The sequence below is a fragment of the Streptomyces sp. NBC_00234 genome (genome assembly GCF_036195325.1).
Lineage (GTDB): Bacteria > Actinomycetota > Actinomycetes > Streptomycetales > Streptomycetaceae > Streptomyces.
This window is the reverse complement of record NZ_CP108101.1, coordinates 1,233,638-1,252,115: the sequence shown is the minus strand read 5'-3', so window position 1 is coordinate 1,252,115 and position 18,478 is coordinate 1,233,638. Positions and strand designations below refer to the sequence as shown.

9 protein-coding genes and 3 rRNA genes are annotated in these 18,478 nt (G+C 66.1%); 8 read left to right on the top strand and 4 right to left on the bottom strand.

Features of this window, described 5'->3' with window-relative positions; all coding sequences use genetic code 11:
• Positions 1–33 precede the first annotated feature (33 nt).
• On the bottom strand, positions 34–840 hold the full coding sequence (locus OG230_RS05285) for a M15 family metallopeptidase (protein ID WP_328908960.1): 807 nt from the start codon (positions 838–840) through the stop codon (positions 34–36).
• A 60-nt stretch (positions 841–900) separates the two neighbouring features.
• Here OG230_RS05285 and OG230_RS05280 point away from each other — a divergent pair, with 60 nt between their 5' ends.
• Positions 901–1,440 carry an NUDIX domain-containing protein gene (locus tag OG230_RS05280; protein WP_328908959.1) on the top strand — a complete coding sequence of 180 codons (540 nt, stop codon included), beginning with the start codon at positions 901–903 and terminating at the stop codon, positions 1,438–1,440.
• 20 nt (positions 1,441–1,460) lie between these two features.
• Here OG230_RS05280 and OG230_RS05275 read toward each other — a convergent pair whose 3' ends face one another.
• Positions 1,461–3,815 (bottom strand): glycoside hydrolase family 31 protein, encoded by a 2,355-nt coding sequence (locus tag OG230_RS05275; protein WP_328908958.1) that lies wholly within the window; start codon positions 3,813–3,815, stop codon positions 1,461–1,463.
• 217 nt (positions 3,816–4,032) lie between these two features.
• Between OG230_RS05275 and OG230_RS05270 the strand changes: the two genes are divergently transcribed.
• A complete protein-coding gene (locus OG230_RS05270) occupies positions 4,033–6,009 on the top strand; it encodes an acetoacetate--CoA ligase (RefSeq protein WP_328908957.1) in 1,977 nt (658 codons plus the stop codon).
• Between the two features lie 78 nt (positions 6,010–6,087).
• Entirely contained in the window at positions 6,088–6,987 is a 900-nt protein-coding gene (locus OG230_RS05265; protein ID WP_328908956.1) for a hypothetical protein, read from the top strand.
• 61 nt (positions 6,988–7,048) lie between these two features.
• On the opposite strand, the gene ptsP is transcribed toward OG230_RS05265, so the two are convergent.
• Together ptsP and OG230_RS05255 are read right to left on the bottom strand one after the other, a co-directional pair.
• Positions 7,049–8,719 carry a phosphoenolpyruvate--protein phosphotransferase gene (gene ptsP / locus OG230_RS05260; protein ID WP_328908955.1) on the bottom strand — a complete coding sequence of 557 codons (1,671 nt, stop codon included), beginning with the start codon at positions 8,717–8,719 and terminating at the stop codon, positions 7,049–7,051.
• Positions 8,720–8,794: 75 nt separating this feature from the next.
• On the bottom strand, positions 8,795–9,244 hold the full coding sequence (locus OG230_RS05255) for a PTS sugar transporter subunit IIA (RefSeq protein ID WP_328908954.1): 450 nt from the start codon (positions 9,242–9,244) through the stop codon (positions 8,795–8,797).
• 677 nt (positions 9,245–9,921) lie between these two features.
• Here OG230_RS05255 and OG230_RS05250 point away from each other — a divergent pair.
• The 5 genes from OG230_RS05250 to OG230_RS05230 all read left to right on the top strand — a co-directional run bounded on the left by OG230_RS05250 (position 9,922) and on the right by OG230_RS05230 (position 18,430).
• Positions 9,922–11,447, top strand: a 16S ribosomal RNA gene (locus OG230_RS05250).
• 297 nt (positions 11,448–11,744) lie between these two features.
• A 23S ribosomal RNA gene (locus OG230_RS05245) occupies positions 11,745–14,871 on the top strand.
• Positions 14,872–14,947: 76 nt separating this feature from the next.
• Positions 14,948–15,064, top strand: a 5S ribosomal RNA gene (rrf, locus tag OG230_RS05240).
• Together the 16S, 23S and 5S rRNA genes form the textbook arrangement of a ribosomal RNA operon.
• Before the next feature lie 149 nt (positions 15,065–15,213).
• Positions 15,214–15,822, top strand: a complete 609-nt coding sequence (locus tag OG230_RS05235) for a CDP-alcohol phosphatidyltransferase family protein (protein ID WP_328908953.1) — start codon at positions 15,214–15,216, stop codon at positions 15,820–15,822.
• A gap of 112 nt (positions 15,823–15,934) precedes the next feature.
• On the top strand, positions 15,935–18,430 hold the full coding sequence (locus tag OG230_RS05230) for a mannose-1-phosphate guanyltransferase (protein ID WP_328908952.1): 2,496 nt from the start codon (positions 15,935–15,937) through the stop codon (positions 18,428–18,430).
• The last annotated feature ends 48 nt before the right edge of the window (positions 18,431–18,478 follow it).

Genomic DNA, 18,478 nt, shown 5'->3' with positions numbered 1-18,478 from the left:
CGCCCGTTCCCAGGCAGGAGGCAGAAGCCTGTCTCAGTGCCCCGCGACGGAGCGGGTGGCCACCGGGAAGTCGAAGTAGGTGTCGGGGAAGAGTTCCGGCTTGAAGGTGAAGTGCCACCACTCCTCGGCCAGATTCACGAAGCCCAGGCCGACGAGCGTCTGCTTCAGCAGCTGCCGGTTGGCGCGCTGGACACCCTGGATCCGCGGGTCGTCGGTGTGCGACAGGGTGTCGAAACAGTCATAACCCGTCCCCATGTCGACCGAGTTGTCGGGAAAACGCTCGGACTGCGGTGCGTAGCAGGGCGTCAGCGCCTCGCCCGGCAGATATGGCCGCGTGGGCAGGGCCGGCAGCCGGACCAGAGTCAGGTCCACCGTGCTGCCCCTGCTGTGTCCGGACTTCTCCGCGATGTAACCGTCCTCGAACAGCCGCGTCTTGTCGACGAGCGGATAGAACTCGCCCTTCATGGCCTGGTCGTCGAGATCCTTCGCCCAGCGCACGAAGTGGTCCACGGCCCGCTGCGGCCGGTAGCAGTCGTACACCTTGAGCGAATAGCCCTGACGCAGCAGCCGGGTCTGCGCCTCGTGCAGCGCGCGGGCGGCGGGCCGGGTCAGGATGCAGACCGGCTGCCGGTAGCCGTCCACGGGCGTGCCCATGAAGTTGTGGGGGGTGGTGTAGCGCATCTCCTGAATGATCGTCGGATCGACGGATCGCAGCGAGACGAACTCCCGTGGGGCCTTCGGTTCGGGTGAGGCCCCGGCCACCGGGGCGGCGACGGTCACGGCGAGCAGGGTGGCGGCCGTGGCCGCCAGAGTGCGGAAGGCAGTGCGAATTCCTGTCATGCGCACATCGTCTATCAGCTCCGAGGGCCCCGCGGAAGAGTGATCGGATACAGTCCGCCCGTGTCCGCGCCCACGAACCCGCCAACGCCGCCCGCCTCCCACGCCTACTGCGGAAGCTGCGGTACGCCGTACTCCGCGGAATCGGCCACCTCCTGGCCCCGGACCTGTGCCGCGTGCGGGGCCACCGCCTACCGCAACCCGCTCCCGGTCGCCGTGGCCCTGCTGCCCGTCACCGACACGCAGGGCGGCGGACTCGTCGTCATCACCCGCACCATCCCACCCCAGCTGGGCGGAATCGCGCTCCCGGGCGGATTCGTCGACCACACGGAGGACTGGCGCCACGCGGTGGTACGAGAGCTCCGCGAGGAAACCGGCATCGAGGCCCACGAGCAGGACGTCCGCCTGGCCGACGCGATGAGCAGCCCGGACGGCCACCTTCTGCTCTTCGGCCTGCTGCCCCCGCGCCCGGCCGCCGCGCTCCCGCCCTCCGTACCCACCGACGAGACCGACGGCTACGACGTGCTGCGCACCGCCCGGGAACTGGCCTTCCCTCTCCACACCCGCGCTGCCCACGCCTGGTTCGCCGGCCAGTACGGCTGACGCCGGGGCCGGCGGCCCCGCTACAGCCCCCGCACCCGCACCGGAGGTACCGCCTCCCCTTCCTCGCCCTCCCGCTCGACCACCACGCGCCCGCCCGCCATCCGTGTCGTGTACCGCTCGATCTCCGCCTGTGCCCATCCGTCGCCCGCATCGCGCACCACCAGGCCCCCGCCCGAACGCCCCACCGGCGGAGCCCACACCTCCAGTTCGAGAACGCCCTCCGCACCCCGCACCGGAATCACCGCACCGGCCCGCGCCAGCACCGGAATCCGCGACAACGGGGCGCCCACCACCACCTGCCCGGGCCCCTCGTACGCCTCCCCGGTCACCGTGTCGTACCAGCGCCCGCGCGGAAGCCGCACCGCCCGCCGCTCCGCCCCGCACTCCAGGACCGGCGCCACCAGCAGCGCATCGCCCAGCAGGAAGGCGTCCTCGCAGTCCCGCAAGGTGCGGTCGCCGGGCGAACCCCACCACAACGGCCGCACATACGGGGCGCCCGTCAGCCGGGCCACCTGCGCCAGCGAGACGAAGTACGGGTGCAGCCGCTCACGCCCGTCGAGCGCGGCCTTCGCATGTTCGAGGACCCCCGGCGCGAACTCCCACGGTTCCCGCCCCTCCGTGCCCACGGCCGCACGGGTACGGAACAGCGGCAGAAACGCGGCCAGCTGGAGCCGGCGCAGATACAGCTCGGGCGAGGGCGTCGACGCCTGCGCGCCCTCCGCCCCGTCCCCGTCCGCCCCCGAGTACGGCACCCCGCACAGCCCGAGACCCATCACCGGGGCGAGCGAGGCCCGCAGCCCCGGCCAGCCGGCCGCCGCGTCACCGGACCACACACCCCCGTACCGCTGCACGCCCGCCCACCCGGAACGCGAGACCAGGAACGGCCGCTCGTCCGGCCGCAGCCGGCGCAGGCCCTCGTAACCGGCCCGGGCCATGGCCAGCCCGTAGAGGTTGTGCGCCTCGCGGTGATCACCACCTCGGCCCTCCAGCGAGTGCCGCGCCGAGAGGGGAAGCCCCGGACCACCGACCGCCGGCAAGGAGGCCGGCGCGTCCACGTCGTGCCACACACCGGAGAACCCCTGGTCCAGCCGCTCCTCGTAGAGCGTGCCCCACCACTCCCGTACCAGCGGATCGGTGAAGTCCGGATAGACGTACGCACCTTGACGCCCCGCGCCACGCACCGCACGCCCCCCGGCGTCCCTGACATACGCACCAGCCGTGCCGATCCGCCGCCCGGCGTCGAACACGGCGTTCCCCGGCGCCGCCTCCACCGCTGCTCCGACGACCGACACCAGCCGGACACCGCCCTCGGCCGGTTCCTGCGCCCGCCGGGACGGACCCGGAACCTGCTCTCCGCCTCCGGTGAACACCTGCCGCGCGTCGCCGTCCAGGTGCAGGACGGACAGCGGCAGCTTCCGCTCGCGGTACCCCGCCACGATCCGCCGTACCTCCTCCGCACCCCCGGACCCCGACCGGGCATGCTGCGCACCCAGTGCCCAGGACGGCGGCAGCGCGGGCGCACCGGTCAACGCGGTCCACCCCCGCAGCACCCGGGCCGGTGTCCCCGCGACCACCCAGCACCGCAGGGGACCGCCGTCCATCCGCACCTCACAGGTGCCCGGCCTGTCGTGCCCGGAGCCCGCGCCCTCCTCGCCCTCGCCCAAGGTCACCTGCCCCGACCAGGAGTTGTCGTGGAACGCCAGGTGCGTACCCGCGTCGGACACCACCAGGTGCACGGGCATCGTGAGACACAGCGGATCGTCACCGGGACCCGGACCCCCGCCCGGCCCGGGGTTCCACAGCCGGTACGTACCGTCGCGCAGCCGGAGACCACGGGCCTGCCCGCCCAGCCCGAAGAACCGCGCGTCGGCCGGCACCTCGGACCGCTGGACCCACCGCGCCCGGCCCCCCGCCACCGGCTCCCACCAGCGCGGCGGCAGCTCCCGGCGGAGCACCAGACCTCCGGGCGTCCGCAGCTCGACCGCCCCGTGCCGCGACACCGCGACCGTCAACCGCTCCGAGACCACCTGCCAGCCGCCGTCCTTGTCCGGCTCCAGCGCGGCACGAGGGTCCGGTTCCGGCTCGGGACCGGGCAGGGCGTACGACGGCAACGGCCCGGCCCCGTCCCAGGCCCAGAACACCGCACCGCCCGCCGCCACACGTATCCGCAGCTCCGAACGGGCGAACTTCAGGACGCCCCCGCCGGGCCCCGGATCGGCCCCCGTCAACAAGCCCGGCACCCTCGCCCGCTCCGCACCGCGCGGCGGCAGCGCCCGCGCGTCCGCACGCCGGTGCCGCCACGCGGTGCGCACCGTGCGCAGCCCCTGTACCGAACCGACCATCTTCACCGAGCGCACCAGGTCACGACCGTCCATGCGGCCCACCCTGCCAGCCTGCGGCGTACGACCGGGCCGCGTTCAACTTCCGTTCACCCGTGGCCCCACCACATAACGGGACACGCAACCATGGCAGGCCAACCCTGGTGCGAAAGACGATCACATGGCATCGTCCGTGAAAGCCGCTCACGCGCACACCCCAGCACGTGCGCGCGACACGCCCACCCGCGTACCCGTTACATCCAGGAGCCGTTCCATGACCGCACGTGCCGACGAAACCCCCCTGTGGGAGCCCGACGACGACCGCATCGCCGCCGCGGCCGTCACCCGCTTCCAGCACTGGGCGGCCGGGCGGTACGGAGCACCGGCCGAAGGCGGATACGCGGCACTGCACCGCTGGTCGGTCGATGAACTCGACACCTTCTGGAAGGCCGTTGCCGACTGGTTCGACGTACGGTTCTCCACCCCGTACGAGGCCGTCATCGGTGAACGCTCCATGCCCGGCGCCCAGTGGTTCCCCGGCGCCACCCTCAACTACGCGGAGCACGCCCTGCGCACCGCCGAGGACCCGCTCAGGGCCGGCGCGCCCGCCCTGCTCCACGTCGACGAGAACCACACCCAGGTGCCGATCAGCTGGTCGGCCCTGCGCCGCCAGGTCGGCTCACTCGCCGCCGAACTCCGCGCGCTCGGCGTCACCCCCGGCGACCGGGTCAGCGGGTACCTCCCCAACGTCCCCCAAGCGGTCGTGGCCTTCCTCGCCACCGCGGCCGTCGGCGCGGTGTGGACCTCCTGCGCCCCGGACTTCGGCGCCCGCAGCGTCCTCGACCGCTTCCAGCAGGTCGAACCCGTCGTACTGTTCACCGTCGACGGCTACCGCTACGGAGGCAAGGAACACGACCGCACCGACACCGTCGCGGAGCTGCGCCGGGACCTCCCCACCCTGCGCGCCGTCGTCCACATCCCGCTGCTCGGCACGGACGCGCCCGAAGGCACCCTCGAATGGTCGGCCCTCACGGCCGCGGACACCGAGCCCGTGTTCGAGCAGGTCCCCTTCGACCACCCGCTCTGGGTGCTGTACTCCTCCGGCACCACCGGACTCCCCAAGGCGATCGTCCAGTCCCAGGGCGGCATCCTGCTCGAACACTTCAAGCAGATCGGCCTGCACTGCGACCTCGGTCCCGACGACCGCTTCTTCTGGTACACGTCCACCGGCTGGATGATGTGGAACTTCCTCGTCTCCGGCCTGCTCACCGGCACCACGGTCGTGCTGTACGACGGCAGCCCCGGCTATCCGGACGTCGGCGCCCAGTGGCGTGTCGCCGAACAGACCGGAGCCACCCTCTTCGGTACCTCGGCCGCGTACGTCATGGCCTGCCGCAAGGCCGGAATCCACCCCGGACGGGACTACGACCTCTCCCGTGTCCAGTGCGTGGCCACCACCGGCTCCCCGCTGCCGCCCGACGGCTTCCGCTGGCTCCACGACGAGGTGGCAGAAGACCTCTGGATCGCCTCGGTCAGCGGCGGCACGGACGTCTGCAGCTGCTTCGCCGGCGCGGTCCCGACGCTCCCCGTACACATCGGTGAACTCCAGGCCCCCTGCCTGGGCACGGACCTCCAGTCCTGGGACGCCACCGGCAAGCCGCTCACCGGCGAGGTCGGCGAGCTCGTCGTCACCAACCCGCTGCCCTCGATGCCCATCCGCTTCTGGAACGACCCCGACGGCAGCCGCTACCACGACAGCTACTTCGACATGTTTCCCGGCGTCTGGCGCCACGGGGACTGGATCACGATGACCGACCACGGCTCGGTCGTCATCCACGGCCGCTCGGACTCCACGCTCAACCGCCAGGGCGTACGCATGGGCTCGGCCGACATCTACGAGGCCGTCGAACGGCTCCCCGAGATCCGCGAATCCCTCGTGATCGGCCTGGAGGAACCCGCCGGCGGCTACTGGATGCCGCTCTTCGTCCACCTCGCCGAAGGCGCCACCCTCGACGACAGGCTGCGCGACACCATCAAACGGACCATCCGCGAGAACCTCTCCCCGCGCCACGTGCCCGACGAGGTCATCGAGGTGCCCGCCATTCCGCACACCCTCACCGGCAAGCGCATCGAGGTTCCGGTCAAGCGCCTCCTCCAGGGCACGCCCCTGGCCAAGGCCGTCAACCCGGGCTCCGTGGACAACCTCGAACTCCTCCACTTCTACGTGGAGCTCGCCCGCACACGCCACTGACCCACCGCACGGCAGGGCCACTGTCAGTCCCCCTGATTACGCTGAGTGAGCATTGATCCACAGCGCACAGGGGGACACATGGCGCACACCCGGCAGTACAGGCAGACCACATCCATGCGGCGCACGCTGCGCCGCGAAGCACCCAACACCATCGGCCTCCTGGTCGACGCCCAGGACTTCGCGGCGATGAGGCTCTACCGCAGCTTCACCTTCGACGACCACACCGTCTATCTCCAGCAGGTCGAAGGACTGCTCAGGACGCTCGCCGCCCAGGGCATGCACACCACCGTCGCCCTCTTCGACCCCGAGGACTACGCGGAGTACTGCGCCGAAGCGGGCCTCGACCCGGACAGCGGCGCCAGCCGCACCCGCTTCACCGCCGAGTTCGCCGCGGTCGGCGCCACCGTGACCTACACGGGCCAGCCCATCGACGACCTGGTCCCGCTCCTCGTCGCCCGGGCCGTCCGCCGCGCCACCTGGGAGTACGCCACGATGCTCCTGGCCGGCCTCGGCGACTGCGCCGACTGCGGGCAGGACATCGGACGCGCCGCCTTCGACCGGGCCTCGCACCTCCTGGCCCGCCTCCTGGCGACAGCCGGGCCCGGCACCCACCACGTGGTGTGCAGCACCCCCACGGAGAACGAACAGCTCCTGGCCGTCCTCCACACCGAGTGCGGCGACACGGGCCCGGCCCGGCTCGACTCCACCGAAGGAGCCGAGTTCGCCACCGTCCTCGCGGTGGGCATCGCCCTGGAGAGCCGCGGGGGAGTGGTCCTCCGTACGAGCCGTCCGGACACCCCTGACCGGGTCCACGGCTGGCGGCTGATCCGCGGCAGTCTCGTACCGCTCACCGAAGGAGAGGTCTTCAGCGCCTACTGCACCGACGCCGACACGGGCGAACCGGTCGCCCCGGAATCGGGCGTCGAGTACAGCGCCGGATTCGACATCGGCGCCGACGCACCCGAAACCCACCGCTGACGAGCAGAAGGGGCTCCCCGCCACCATCGGCGGGAAGCCCCTTCACGATCACCGCGCCGGACTACTCGCCCGACAGCACCGCCTGTGCGGCGCTCCGCGCCTCTTCGGCGGAGTCCGCAGCACGCGCGGCGGCAGCCGCACGCTCGCACTGGGCCAGCGTGTGCTTGGCCAGCGTGGCGCGTACGTAGGGAATGGACGCCGCACCCATCGAGAGAGAGGTGACGCCCAGACCGGTCAGCACACAGGCGAGGAGCGGGTCCGAGGCGGCCTCACCACAGACACCGCAGCTCTTGCCCTCGGCCTTGGCGGCATCGGCCGACAGCGCGACCAGGTCCAGCAGCGCCGGCTGCCACGGGTCCTGGAGCCGGGACACGGCCCCCACCTGACGGTCGGCGGCGAAGGTGTACTGCGCCAGGTCATTGGTACCCAGCGACAGGAACTCCACCTCCTGCAGGATCGAACGGGCCCGGAGCGCGGCGGACGGAATCTCCACCATCGCGCCGAACTTCGCCTGGAGCCCGGCCTCGCGGCAGGCATCGGCGAACGCCTTGGCATCCGCGCGGTCGGCGACCATCGGCGCCATGACCTCGAGATAGACGGGCAGCCCCTCGACCGCCTTCGCCAGCGCCGTCAGCTGCGTCCGCAGCACATCGGGGTGGTCCAGCAGGCTGCGCAGCCCCCGCACACCCAGTGCCGGGTTCGGCTCGTCCGCCGGGGTCAGGAAGTCCAGCGGCTTGTCCGCGCCCGCGTCCAGCACCCGTACGACCACACGGCCTTCGGGGAACGCCTCCAGCACCGCGCGGTACGCCGTGACCTGCTTCTCCTCGGACGGCGCGTGCTTGCTGTCGTCGAGGAACAGGAACTCCGTACGGAACAGCCCGACGCCCTCGGCGCCCGCCTCCAAGGCCGCCGGCACGTCGCCGGGGCCACCGATGTTGGCGAGCAGCGGAACCTTGTGGCCGTCCGAGGTCGCACCCGGACCGGTCGCAGCGGACAGCGCGGCCTTGCGGGCCGCGGCAGCGCTCTCCATCTCCGCGCGCTTCTCGTCGCTCGGCTCGACGAAGATCTCGCCGGTCGAGCCGTCGACCGCGACAACCGTGCCCTCGGCCAGTTCGCCGGCACCGGGCAGCGCCACGACGGCAGGAACACCGAGCGCCCGCGCGAGAATGGCGCTGTGGCTGGTGGGCCCGCCCTCCTCGGTCACGAATCCGAGCACCAGAGTCGGGTCGAGCAGAGCCGTGTCGGCCGGCGCGAGATCCCGCGCGATGAGCACGTACGGCTCGTCGCTGTCCGGGACACCCGGCATCGGCACACCGAGCAGCCGGGCGACGATCCGGTTCCGCACGTCGTCGAGGTCCGCGACCCGCCCCGCCAGATACTCACCGGCGTTGGCCAGCAGAGCACGGTAGGCGGCGAACGCGTCGTAGATACCGCGCTCGGCGGTGCTGCCGACGGCGATACGCCGGTCCACATCAGCGATGAGCTCGGGGTCCTGCGCCATCATGGCCTGGGCCTCGAGCACGTGCTGAGCCTCGCCCCCGGCCAGATTGCCGCGTGCAATCAGGTCGGCGGCAACAGCTTCCACAGCCTGCCGGGCACGCCCCTGTTCGCGCTCGGCCTCCTCCGCGGGAATCTGCTTGGCCGGCGGTTCGAGAACCGCCGTACCCATATGCCGAACCTCGCCGATCGCCACACCGTGGCTCACACCGACGCCTCGCAGCGTTGTCTCCATTTCACCCGTCTCCGGTTGTGCGGTGACTGAGCCACCGCGGCGGTTGTCCATCTGGCTGGTCCGTGTACTTAGGTGTTACTGCCAGCCGAACAGCGTGTCGCCGATCTTCACGTCGCCGTCCTCACGGACGTCGGAGAGGGAGTCGGCGGTGGCTTCGAGCGCGACGATCGGGCAGATGGCCGACTTGCCGGCCGCCTCCACTGCAGCCGGGTCCCAGCGCACGATGCCCTGCCCGCGGACGACCGTGTCGCCCTTGTTGACGAGAAGCTCGAAGCCCTCGCCGTTGAGCTGGACGGTGTCGATGCCGAGGTGCGTCAGCACGCCGTGGCCTTCGCTGTCGACGACGACGAAGGCGTGCGGGTGAAGGGAGACCACGATGCCGTCGATCGGGGATACGGCCTCCGACGGCTCGCGCACGGGGTCGATCGCCGTTCCGGGACCGACCATGGCGCCGGAGAAGACCGGGTCGGGCACCGCGGTGAGTCCGATGGCGCGTCCGGCAAGAGGGGACGTCACGTTGGTCATGGGGAGCCTCCCAGGGGGTGGAGCTTCGTGTGTCGCCGCCGTGGCTGATGGGGGACGGCGTACTGCTCAGCAGGGTAAGTCATATGAAGTCCCGGTTCCGCCCGAGACCTACCGGTTGGCGGACCTAGGGGTGCACCAGAAACGATTTGCCTCGACTCCCGGCGGCCTGTACTGTCGTACTCCTGCCTGACCCCAACGCGACATTGAGTCGGGGGTCGGCGGCGACCATTAAGCCCAGATCCTAACCCTGACTTCCGCTCCCGCATGCCTGCGGGACTGGTCAAGGGGAACGGGAAATGGCTGATAGAGTCGGACTCGCCGGAAAGGGAAAAGCGCGAAAGCGAATTCCCTGAAAGGCAAATCCCGCTTCGACCGGGAATCGGACACGAAAGAGTCTGATAGAGTCGGAAACGCAAGAACGAAGGGAAGCGCCCGGAGGGCCCCGGTGAAACGGGACCGAAGGAAGCGTCCGTTCCTTGAGAACTCAACAGCGTGCCAAAAGTCAACGCCAAATATGTTGATACCCCGGCCCACTTCGGTGGGTTGGTGGTTCCTTTGAAGTCCTACCGGCCCATGTGGCGGGTAGGCAACACTAGCGAGGACGCTGTGAACGATCGGTCATATTCCGACTCGGTCGTTCCGCTCTTTTATGGTGCTCTCCCGATTACGGGAAAACATTCATGGAGAGTTTGATCCTGGCTCAGGACGAACGCTGGCGGCGTGCTTAACACATGCAAGTCGAACGATGAAGCCCTTCGGGGTGGATTAGTGGCGAACGGGTGAGTAACACGTGGGCAATCTGCCCTTCACTCTGGGACAAGCCCTGGAAACGGGGTCTAATACCGGATAACACTCCTGCCTGCATGGGCGGGGGTTAAAAGCTCCGGCGGTGAAGGATGAGCCCGCGGCCTATCAGCTTGTTGGTGGGGTAATGGCCTACCAAGGCGACGACGGGTAGCCGGCCTGAGAGGGCGACCGGCCACACTGGGACTGAGACACGGCCCAGACTCCTACGGGAGGCAGCAGTGGGGAATATTGCACAATGGGCGAAAGCCTGATGCAGCGACGCCGCGTGAGGGATGACGGCCTTCGGGTTGTAAACCTCTTTCAGCAGGGAAGAAGCGCAAGTGACGGTACCTGCAGAAGAAGCACCGGCTAACTACGTGCCAGCAGCCGCGGTAATACGTAGGGTGCGAGCGTTGTCCGGAATTATTGGGCGTAAAGAGCTCGTAGGCGGCTTGTCACGTCGGATGTGAAAGCTCGGGGCTTAACCCCGAGTCTGCATTCGATACGGGCTAGCTAGAGTGTGGTAGGGGAGATCGGAATTCCTGGTGTAGCGGTGAAATGCGCAGATATCAGGAGGAACACCGGTGGCGAAGGCGGATCTCTGGGCCATTACTGACGCTGAGGAGCGAAAGCGTGGGGAGCGAACAGGATTAGATACCCTGGTAGTCCACGCCGTAAACGTTGGGAACTAGGTGTTGGCGACATTCCACGTCGTCGGTGCCGCAGCTAACGCATTAAGTTCCCCGCCTGGGGAGTACGGCCGCAAGGCTAAAACTCAAAGGAATTGACGGGGGCCCGCACAAGCAGCGGAGCATGTGGCTTAATTCGACGCAACGCGAAGAACCTTACCAAGGCTTGACATATACCGGAAAGCATCAGAGATGGTGCCCCCCTTGTGGTCGGTATACAGGTGGTGCATGGCTGTCGTCAGCTCGTGTCGTGAGATGTTGGGTTAAGTCCCGCAACGAGCGCAACCCTTGTTCTGTGTTGCCAGCATGCCCTTCGGGGTGATGGGGACTCACAGGAGACTGCCGGGGTCAACTCGGAGGAAGGTGGGGACGACGTCAAGTCATCATGCCCCTTATGTCTTGGGCTGCACACGTGCTACAATGGCCGGTACAATGAGCTGCGATGCCGCGAGGCGGAGCGAATCTCAAAAAGCCGGTCTCAGTTCGGATTGGGGTCTGCAACTCGACCCCATGAAGTCGGAGTTGCTAGTAATCGCAGATCAGCATTGCTGCGGTGAATACGTTCCCGGGCCTTGTACACACCGCCCGTCACGTCACGAAAGTCGGTAACACCCGAAGCCGGTGGCCCAACCCCTTGTGGGAGGGAGCTGTCGAAGGTGGGACTGGCGATTGGGACGAAGTCGTAACAAGGTAGCCGTACCGGAAGGTGCGGCTGGATCACCTCCTTTCTAAGGAGCATCTAGATTCTCTTCGGGGAATCCAGAGACCATTTCGTCGGCAAATGTTCGACGGTGGTTGCTCATGGGTGGAACGTTGACTATTCGGCACGACAGGTTGTTTCTTCGAGTACTGCTTCGGCGTGGAAAGAAGAAATGGATCGGTCGGGTCGGGCACGCTGTTGGGTATCTGAAGGTACGGCCGTAAGGTCGCCTTCTGCTGCCGGCCCCAGTGAACTCGCCTGTAAGGGTGGGGTGATGGGTGGCTGGTCGTTGTTTGAGAACTGCACAGTGGACGCGAGCATCTGTGGCCAAGTTTTTAAGGGCGCACGGTGGATGCCTTGGCACCAGGAACCGATGAAGGACGTGGGAGGCCACGATAGTCCCCGGGGAGCTGTCAACCAAGCTTTGATCCGGGGGTTTCCGAATGGGGAAACCCGGCAGTCGTCATGGGCTGTCACCCACTGCTGAACACATAGGCAGTGTGGAGGGAACGCGGGGAAGTGAAACATCTCAGTACCCGCAGGAAGAGAAAACAACCGTGATTCCGGGAGTAGTGGCGAGCGAAACTGGATGAGGCCAAACCGTATGCGTGTGATACCCGGCAGGGGTTGCGCATGCGGGGTTGTGGGATCTCTTTTTCATAGTCTGCCGACTGTGAGACGAGTCAGAAACCGTTGGTGTAGGCGAAGGACATGCGAAAGGTCCGGCGTAGAGGGTAAGACCCCCGTAGCTGAAACATCAACGGCTCGTTTAAGAGACACCCAAGTAGCACGGGGCCCGAGAAATCCCGTGTGAATCTGGCGGGACCACCCGCTAAGCCTAAATATTCCCTGGTGACCGATAGCGGATAGTACCGTGAGGGAATGGTGAAAAGTACCGCGGGAGCGGAGTGAAATAGTACCTGAAACCGTGTGCCTACAAGCCGTGGGAGCGTCGCTGTATGTGCTTGCACATGCAGTCGTGACTGCGTGCCTTTTGAAGAATGAGCCTGCGAGTTAGCGGTGTGTAGCGAGGTTAACCCGTGTGGGGAAGCCGTAGCGAAAGCGAGTCCGAATAGGGCGATTGAGTTGCACGCTCTAGACCCGAAGCGGAGTGATCTAGCCATGGGCAGGTTGAAGCGGAGGTAAGACTTCGTGGAGGACCGAACCCACCAGGGTTGAAAACCTGGGGGATGACCTGTGGTTAGGGGTGAAAGGCCAATCAAACTCCGTGATAGCTGGTTCTCCCCGAAATGCATTTAGGTGCAGCGTCGTGTGTTTCTTGCCGGAGGTAGAGCACTGGATAGGCGATGGGCCCTACCGGGTTACTGACCTTAGCCAAACTCCGAATGCCGGTAAGTGAGAGCACGGCAGTGAGACTGTGGGGGATAAGCTCCATGGTCGAGAGGGAAACAGCCCAGAGCATCGACTAAGGCCCCTAAGCGTACGCTAAGTGGGAAAGGATGTGGAGTCGCAGAGACAACCAGGAGGTTGGCTTAGAAGCAGCCACCCTTGAAAGAGTGCGTAATAGCTCACTGGTCAAGTGATTCCGCGCCGACAATGTAGCGGGGCTCAAGCGTACCGCCGAAGTCGTGTCATTCATACACATATCCCCAACGGGAGTATGGATGGGTAGGGGAGCGTCGTGTGCCGGGTGAAGCAGCCGCGGAAGCGAGTTGTGGACGGTTCACGAGTGAGAATGCAGGCATGAGTAGCGATACACACGTGAGAAACGTGTGCGCCGATTGACTAAGGGTTCCTGGGTCAAGCTGATCTGCCCAGGGTAAGTCGGGACCTAAGGCGAGGCCGACAGGCGTAGTCGATGGACAACCGGTTGATATTCCGGTACCCGCTTTGAAACGCCCAGTACTGAATCAGGCGATGCTAAGTCCGTGAAGCCGGCCCGATCTCTTCGGAGTTGAGGGTAGTGGTGGAGCCGATGAACCAGACTTGTAGTAGGTAAGCGATGGGGTGACGCAGGAAGGTAGTCCAACCCGGGCGGTGGTAGTTCCCGGGGTAAGGGTGTAGGCCGTGTGATAGGCAAATCCGTCACACATTAAGGCTGAGACCTGATGCCGAGCCGATTGTGGTGAAGTGGATGATCCTATGCTGTCGAGAAAAGCCTCTAGCGAGTTTCATGGCGGCCCGTACCCTAAACCGACTCAGGTGGTCAGGTAGAGAATACCGAGGCGTTCGGGTGAACTATGGTTAAGGAACTCGGCAAAATGCCCCCGTAACTTCGGGAGAAGGGGGGCCATCACTGGTGATCCGATTTACTCGGTGAGCTGGGGGTGGCCGCAGAGACCAGCGAGAAGCGACTGTTTACTAAAAACACAGGTCCGTGCGAAGCCGTAAGGCGATGTATACGGACTGACGCCTGCCCGGTGCTGGAACGTTAAGGGGACCGGTTAGTGCACTTTCGGGTGTGCGAAGCTGAGAACTTAAGCGCCAGTAAACGGCGGTGGTAACTATAACCATCCTAAGGTAGCGAAATTCCTTGTCGGGTAAGTTCCGACCTGCACGAATGGCGTAACGACTTCTCGACTGTCTCAACCATAGGCCCGGTGAAATTGCACTACGAGTAAAGATGCTCGTTTCGCGCAGCAGGACGGAAAGACCCCGGGACCTTTACTATAGTTTGATATTGGTGTTCGGTTCGGCTTGTGTAGGATAGGTGGGAGACTTTGAAGCGGCCACGCCAGTGGTTGTGGAGTCGTCGTTGAAATACCACTCTGGTCGTGCTGGATGTCTAACCTGGGTCCGTGATCCGGATCAGGGACAGTGTCTGATGGGTAGTTTAACTGGGGCGGTTGCCTCCTAAAGAGTAACGGAGGCGCCCAAAGGTTCCCTCAGCCTGGTTGGCAATCAGGTGTTGAGTGTAAGTGCACAAGGGAGCTTGACTGTGAGACCGACGGGTCGAGCAGGGACGAAAGTCGGGACTAGTGATCCGGCAGTGGCTTGTGGAAGCGCTGTCGCTCAACGGATAAAAGGTACCCCGGGGATAACAGGCTGATCTTCCCCAAGAGTCCATATCGACGGGATGGTTTGGCACCTCGATGTCGGCTCGTCGCATCCTGGGGCTGGAGTCGGTCCCAAGGGTTGGGCTGTTCGCCCATTAAAGCGGTACGCGAGCTGGGTTTAGAACGTCGTGAGACAGTTCGGTCCCTATCCGCTGTGCGCGTAGGAATATTGAGAAGGGCTGTCCCTAGTACGAGAGGACCGGGACGGACGAACCTCTGGTGTGCCAGTTGTCCTGCCAAGGGCATGGCTGGTTGGCTACGTTCGGAAAGGATAACCGCTGAAAGCATCTAAGCGGGAAGCCTGCTTCGAGATGAGTATTCCCACCCCCTTTGAGGGGTTAAGGCTCCCAGTAGACGACTGGGTTGATAGGCCAGATGTGGAAGCCCGGTAACGGGTGGAGCTGACTGGTACTAATAGGCCGAGGGCTTGTCCTCAGTTGCTCGCGTCCACTGTGTTAGTTCTGAAATAACGAACAGCTGTGTTTTTGCCAGCGTTCAAATTTCATAGTGTTTCGGTGGTCATTGCGTTAGGGAAACGCCCGGTTACATTCCGAACCCGGAAGCTAAGCCTTTCAGCGCCGATGGTACTGCAGGGGGGACCCTGTGGGAGAGTAGGACGCCGCCGAACAATTATTCCGGGAAAGCCCCGCACCTTTAGGTGCGGGGCTTTTCTGCGTTCACGGCTCTGCCTTTCCGAGACCCCCGTGCACCGACGCGCGCGGGCTGAGGGTAGGGTCAGGGGGCATCATTGGCACATTCTTCACAGGAGGCCCCCGGGTGGAGGTCCAGGAGACTCGGGTTCAGACGGACCGGGTCCTCACCATCCCCAATATCCTCAGCATGGCTCGCCTTGCCGGGGTCCCGCTCTTCCTGTGGCTGATTCTTCGCCCCGAGTTCGGCGGGCCCGAGAGCGACGGCTGGGCCCTGCTGGTGCTGATGCTCAGCGGCATCAGTGACTACCTCGACGGAAAGCTCGCCCGTCGGTGGAACCAGATCAGCAGCCTCGGACGGCTCCTGGACCCCGCGGCCGACCGTCTCTACATTCTTTCGACCCTCGTCGGGCTGACCTGGCGGGAGATCCTGCCGTGGTGGCTCACCGCGGCACTGCTCGCCCGCGAGCTCATGCTGCTGGTGATGGTCGGGATCCTCCGCCGGCACGGCTATCCGCCTCCCCAGGTCAACTTCCTCGGGAAAGCTGCAACGTTCAACCTGATGTACGCCTTCCCCTTGTTGCTGCTCAGTGACGGAAGTGGTTGGCTTGCTACGTTGGCCGCCATTTTCGGATGGGCGTTCGCCGGATGGGGTACAACGCTCTACTGGTGGGCAGGGATCCTCTACGTGGTCCAGGTCCGCCGGCTCGTCAAGGCGGATGAAGTAGCCGATTGAGCTCGTTGATGCGGTGCCGTGCAGCGTTGCCGGCCCGCACGTGATGTCTTGATGATGCCCCGACGGGCAAAGTCGGCTAGACCGTCGTCTCTTCAAGGAGGACGTTTCCGACATGAAGGCCGTCGTGATGGCTGGTGGTGAAGGCACTCGCCTTCGCCCCATGACCTCAAGCATGCCCAAGCCACTTCTGCCCGTGGCCAATCGGCCCATCATGGAGCATGTGCTTCGGCTGCTCAAACGGCATGGGCTCAATGAGACCGTCGTTACCGTCCAGTTCCTCGCCTCTCTCGTCAAGAACTACTTCGGCGACGGCGAAGAACTCGGGATGGAACTGACCTATGCCAATGAGGAGAAGCCACTCGGCACAGCGGGGAGTGTGAAGAACGCCGAGGAAGCTCTCAAGGACGACACATTCCTCGTCATCTCGGGTGACGCGCTCACCGACTTCGACCTCACCGAACTCATCGCCTTCCACAAGGCGAAGGGCGGGCTTGTCACCGTCTGTCTGACGAGGGTCCCGAATCCTCTGGAATTCGGGATCACGATCGTCGACGAAGAGGGACAGGTCGAGCGATTCCTCGAGAAGCCGACCTGGGGACAGGTCTTCTCGGACACCGTCAATACGGGCATCTACGTGATGGAGCCCGAGGTATTCAACTACGTCCAGGCAGACACCTCCGTGGACTGGTCCGGAGATGTGTTCCCGCAGCTCATGAAGGAAGGCAAGCCGATCTACGGCTATGTCGCCGAGGGCTACTGGGAGGACGTGGGCACGCACGAGAGCTATGTGAAGGCTCAGGCCGACGTCCTGGAGCGCAAGGTCGACGTCGAGCTCGACGGCTTCGAGATCTCCCCGGGCGTATGGGTGGCGGAAGGCGCCGAGGTGCACCCCGACGCCGTGCTGCGCGGCCCCCTGTACATCGGTGACTACGCCAAGGTCGAGGCGGACGTCGAGATCCGCGAGCACACCGTCGTGGGGTCCAACGTCGTCGTCAAGTCCGGCGCCTTCCTGCACCGGGCGGTCGTGCACGACAACGTCTACATCGGCCAGCACAGCAATCTGCGCGGCTGTGTGATCGGCAAGAACACCGACATCATGCGGGCAGCCCGCATCGAGGACGGTGCGGTCATCGGCGACGAGTGTCTGGTCGGCGAGGAATCGATCATTCAGGGAAATGTGCGGGTCTACCCGTTCAAGACGATCGAGGCCGGGGCCTTCGTCAACACCTCGGTGATCTGGGAATCGCGCGGACAGGCGCATCTCTTCGGCGCCCGCGGTGTCTCCGGCATCCTGAACGTCGAGATCACCCCGGAGCTCGCGGTGCGGCTCGCCGGTGCGTACGCCACGATCCTCAAGAAGGGGTCGACGGTCACGACGGCACGTGACCACTCCCGTGGCGCCCGTGCACTGAAGAGAGCCGTCATCTCGGCGCTCCAGGCGAGCGCGATCGATGTCAGGGACCTGGAGAACGTCCCCCTGCCCGTGGCCCGTCAGCAGACCGCGCGCGGCAGTGCCGGCGGCATCATGATCCGTACGTCTCCCGGGGTGCCCGACTCGGTCGACATCATGTTCATCGACGAGCGGGGAGCGGACCTCTCGCAGGCGCTGCAACGCAAGCTGGACCGGGTCTACGCCCGCCAGGAGTACCGCAGGGCCTTCCCCGGTGAGATCGGGGATCTGCACTTCCCGTCCAGCGTCTTCGACTCGTACACGGGATCCCTGCTCCGTAACGTCGACACGACCGGGATCGCCGACGCGAACCTCAAGGTCGTCGTCGACGCCTCCAACGGCAGCGCCGGACTCGTGCTGCCCAGCCTGCTGGGGCGGCTCGGCGTCGACGCGCTGACCATCAACCCCGGGCTCGACGAGTCCAGGCCCACCGAGACGGCCGAGACCAGGCGCGCGGGGCTGGTGCGGCTCGGAGAGATCGTCTCCTCCGCGCGGGCCGCTTTCGGGGTGCGGTTCGACCCCGTGGGTGAGCGCCTCTCTCTCGTCGACGAACTGGGCCGGATCATCGAGGACGACCGGGCGCTGCTGGTGATGCTCGACCTCGTGGCCGCGGAGCGGCGCAGCGGGCGGGTCGCGCTGCCCGTGACGACCACGCGCGTCGCGGAGCAGGTTGCCGCGTACCACGGCACCCAGGTCGAGTGGACCACCACATCGCCGGACGACCTGACCCGCGTGGGCCGCGAAGAGAACACCATCTTCGGTGGAGACGGGCGCGGTGGCTTCATCGTTCCCGAATTCAGCAGCGTTTTCGACGGCTCGGCCGCGTTCGTCCGGCTGCTCGCCCTCGTGGCGAGGACCCAGCTCACCCTCAGCCAGATCGACGCCCGCATTCCGCGCGCCCATGTGCTGCGCCGTGACCTGGCGACGCCCTGGGCGGTCAAGGGGCTCGTCATGCGTCGCGTCGTGGAGGCGGCGGGGGAGCGCAGCGTGGACACCACGGACGGCGTCCGCGTCGTCGAGGCAGACGGGCGCTGGGTGATGGTGCTGCCCGACCCGGCCGAGGCGGTCACCCATCTGTGGGCGGAGGGTCCCGACGACGCATCGGCGCAGGCGCTCCTCGACGAGTGGTCGGCCATCGTGGACAGCACCGGCGACTGACCCGGGTACGGTGCGCCGGGAGCTGTCACGGCACCGCTTCCGGCGCAT

Coding starts and splice junctions, on each gene's coding strand:
- OG230_RS05285 (WP_328908960.1), bottom strand. CDS start 840: ATGACAGGAATTCGCACTGCCTTCCGCACTCTGGCGGCCACGGCCGCC.
- OG230_RS05275 (WP_328908958.1), bottom strand. CDS start 3,815: ATGGACGGTCGTGACCTGGTGCGCTCGGTGAAGATGGTCGGTTCGGTA.
- OG230_RS05270 (WP_328908957.1), top strand. CDS start 4,033: ATGACCGCACGTGCCGACGAAACCCCCCTGTGGGAGCCCGACGACGAC.
- OG230_RS05265 (WP_328908956.1), top strand. CDS start 6,088: ATGGCGCACACCCGGCAGTACAGGCAGACCACATCCATGCGGCGCACG.
- ptsP (WP_328908955.1), bottom strand. CDS start 8,719: ATGGAGACAACGCTGCGAGGCGTCGGTGTGAGCCACGGTGTGGCGATC.
- OG230_RS05255 (WP_328908954.1), bottom strand. CDS start 9,244: ATGACCAACGTGACGTCCCCTCTTGCCGGACGCGCCATCGGACTCACC.
- OG230_RS05230 (WP_328908952.1), top strand. CDS start 15,935: ATGAAGGCCGTCGTGATGGCTGGTGGTGAAGGCACTCGCCTTCGCCCC.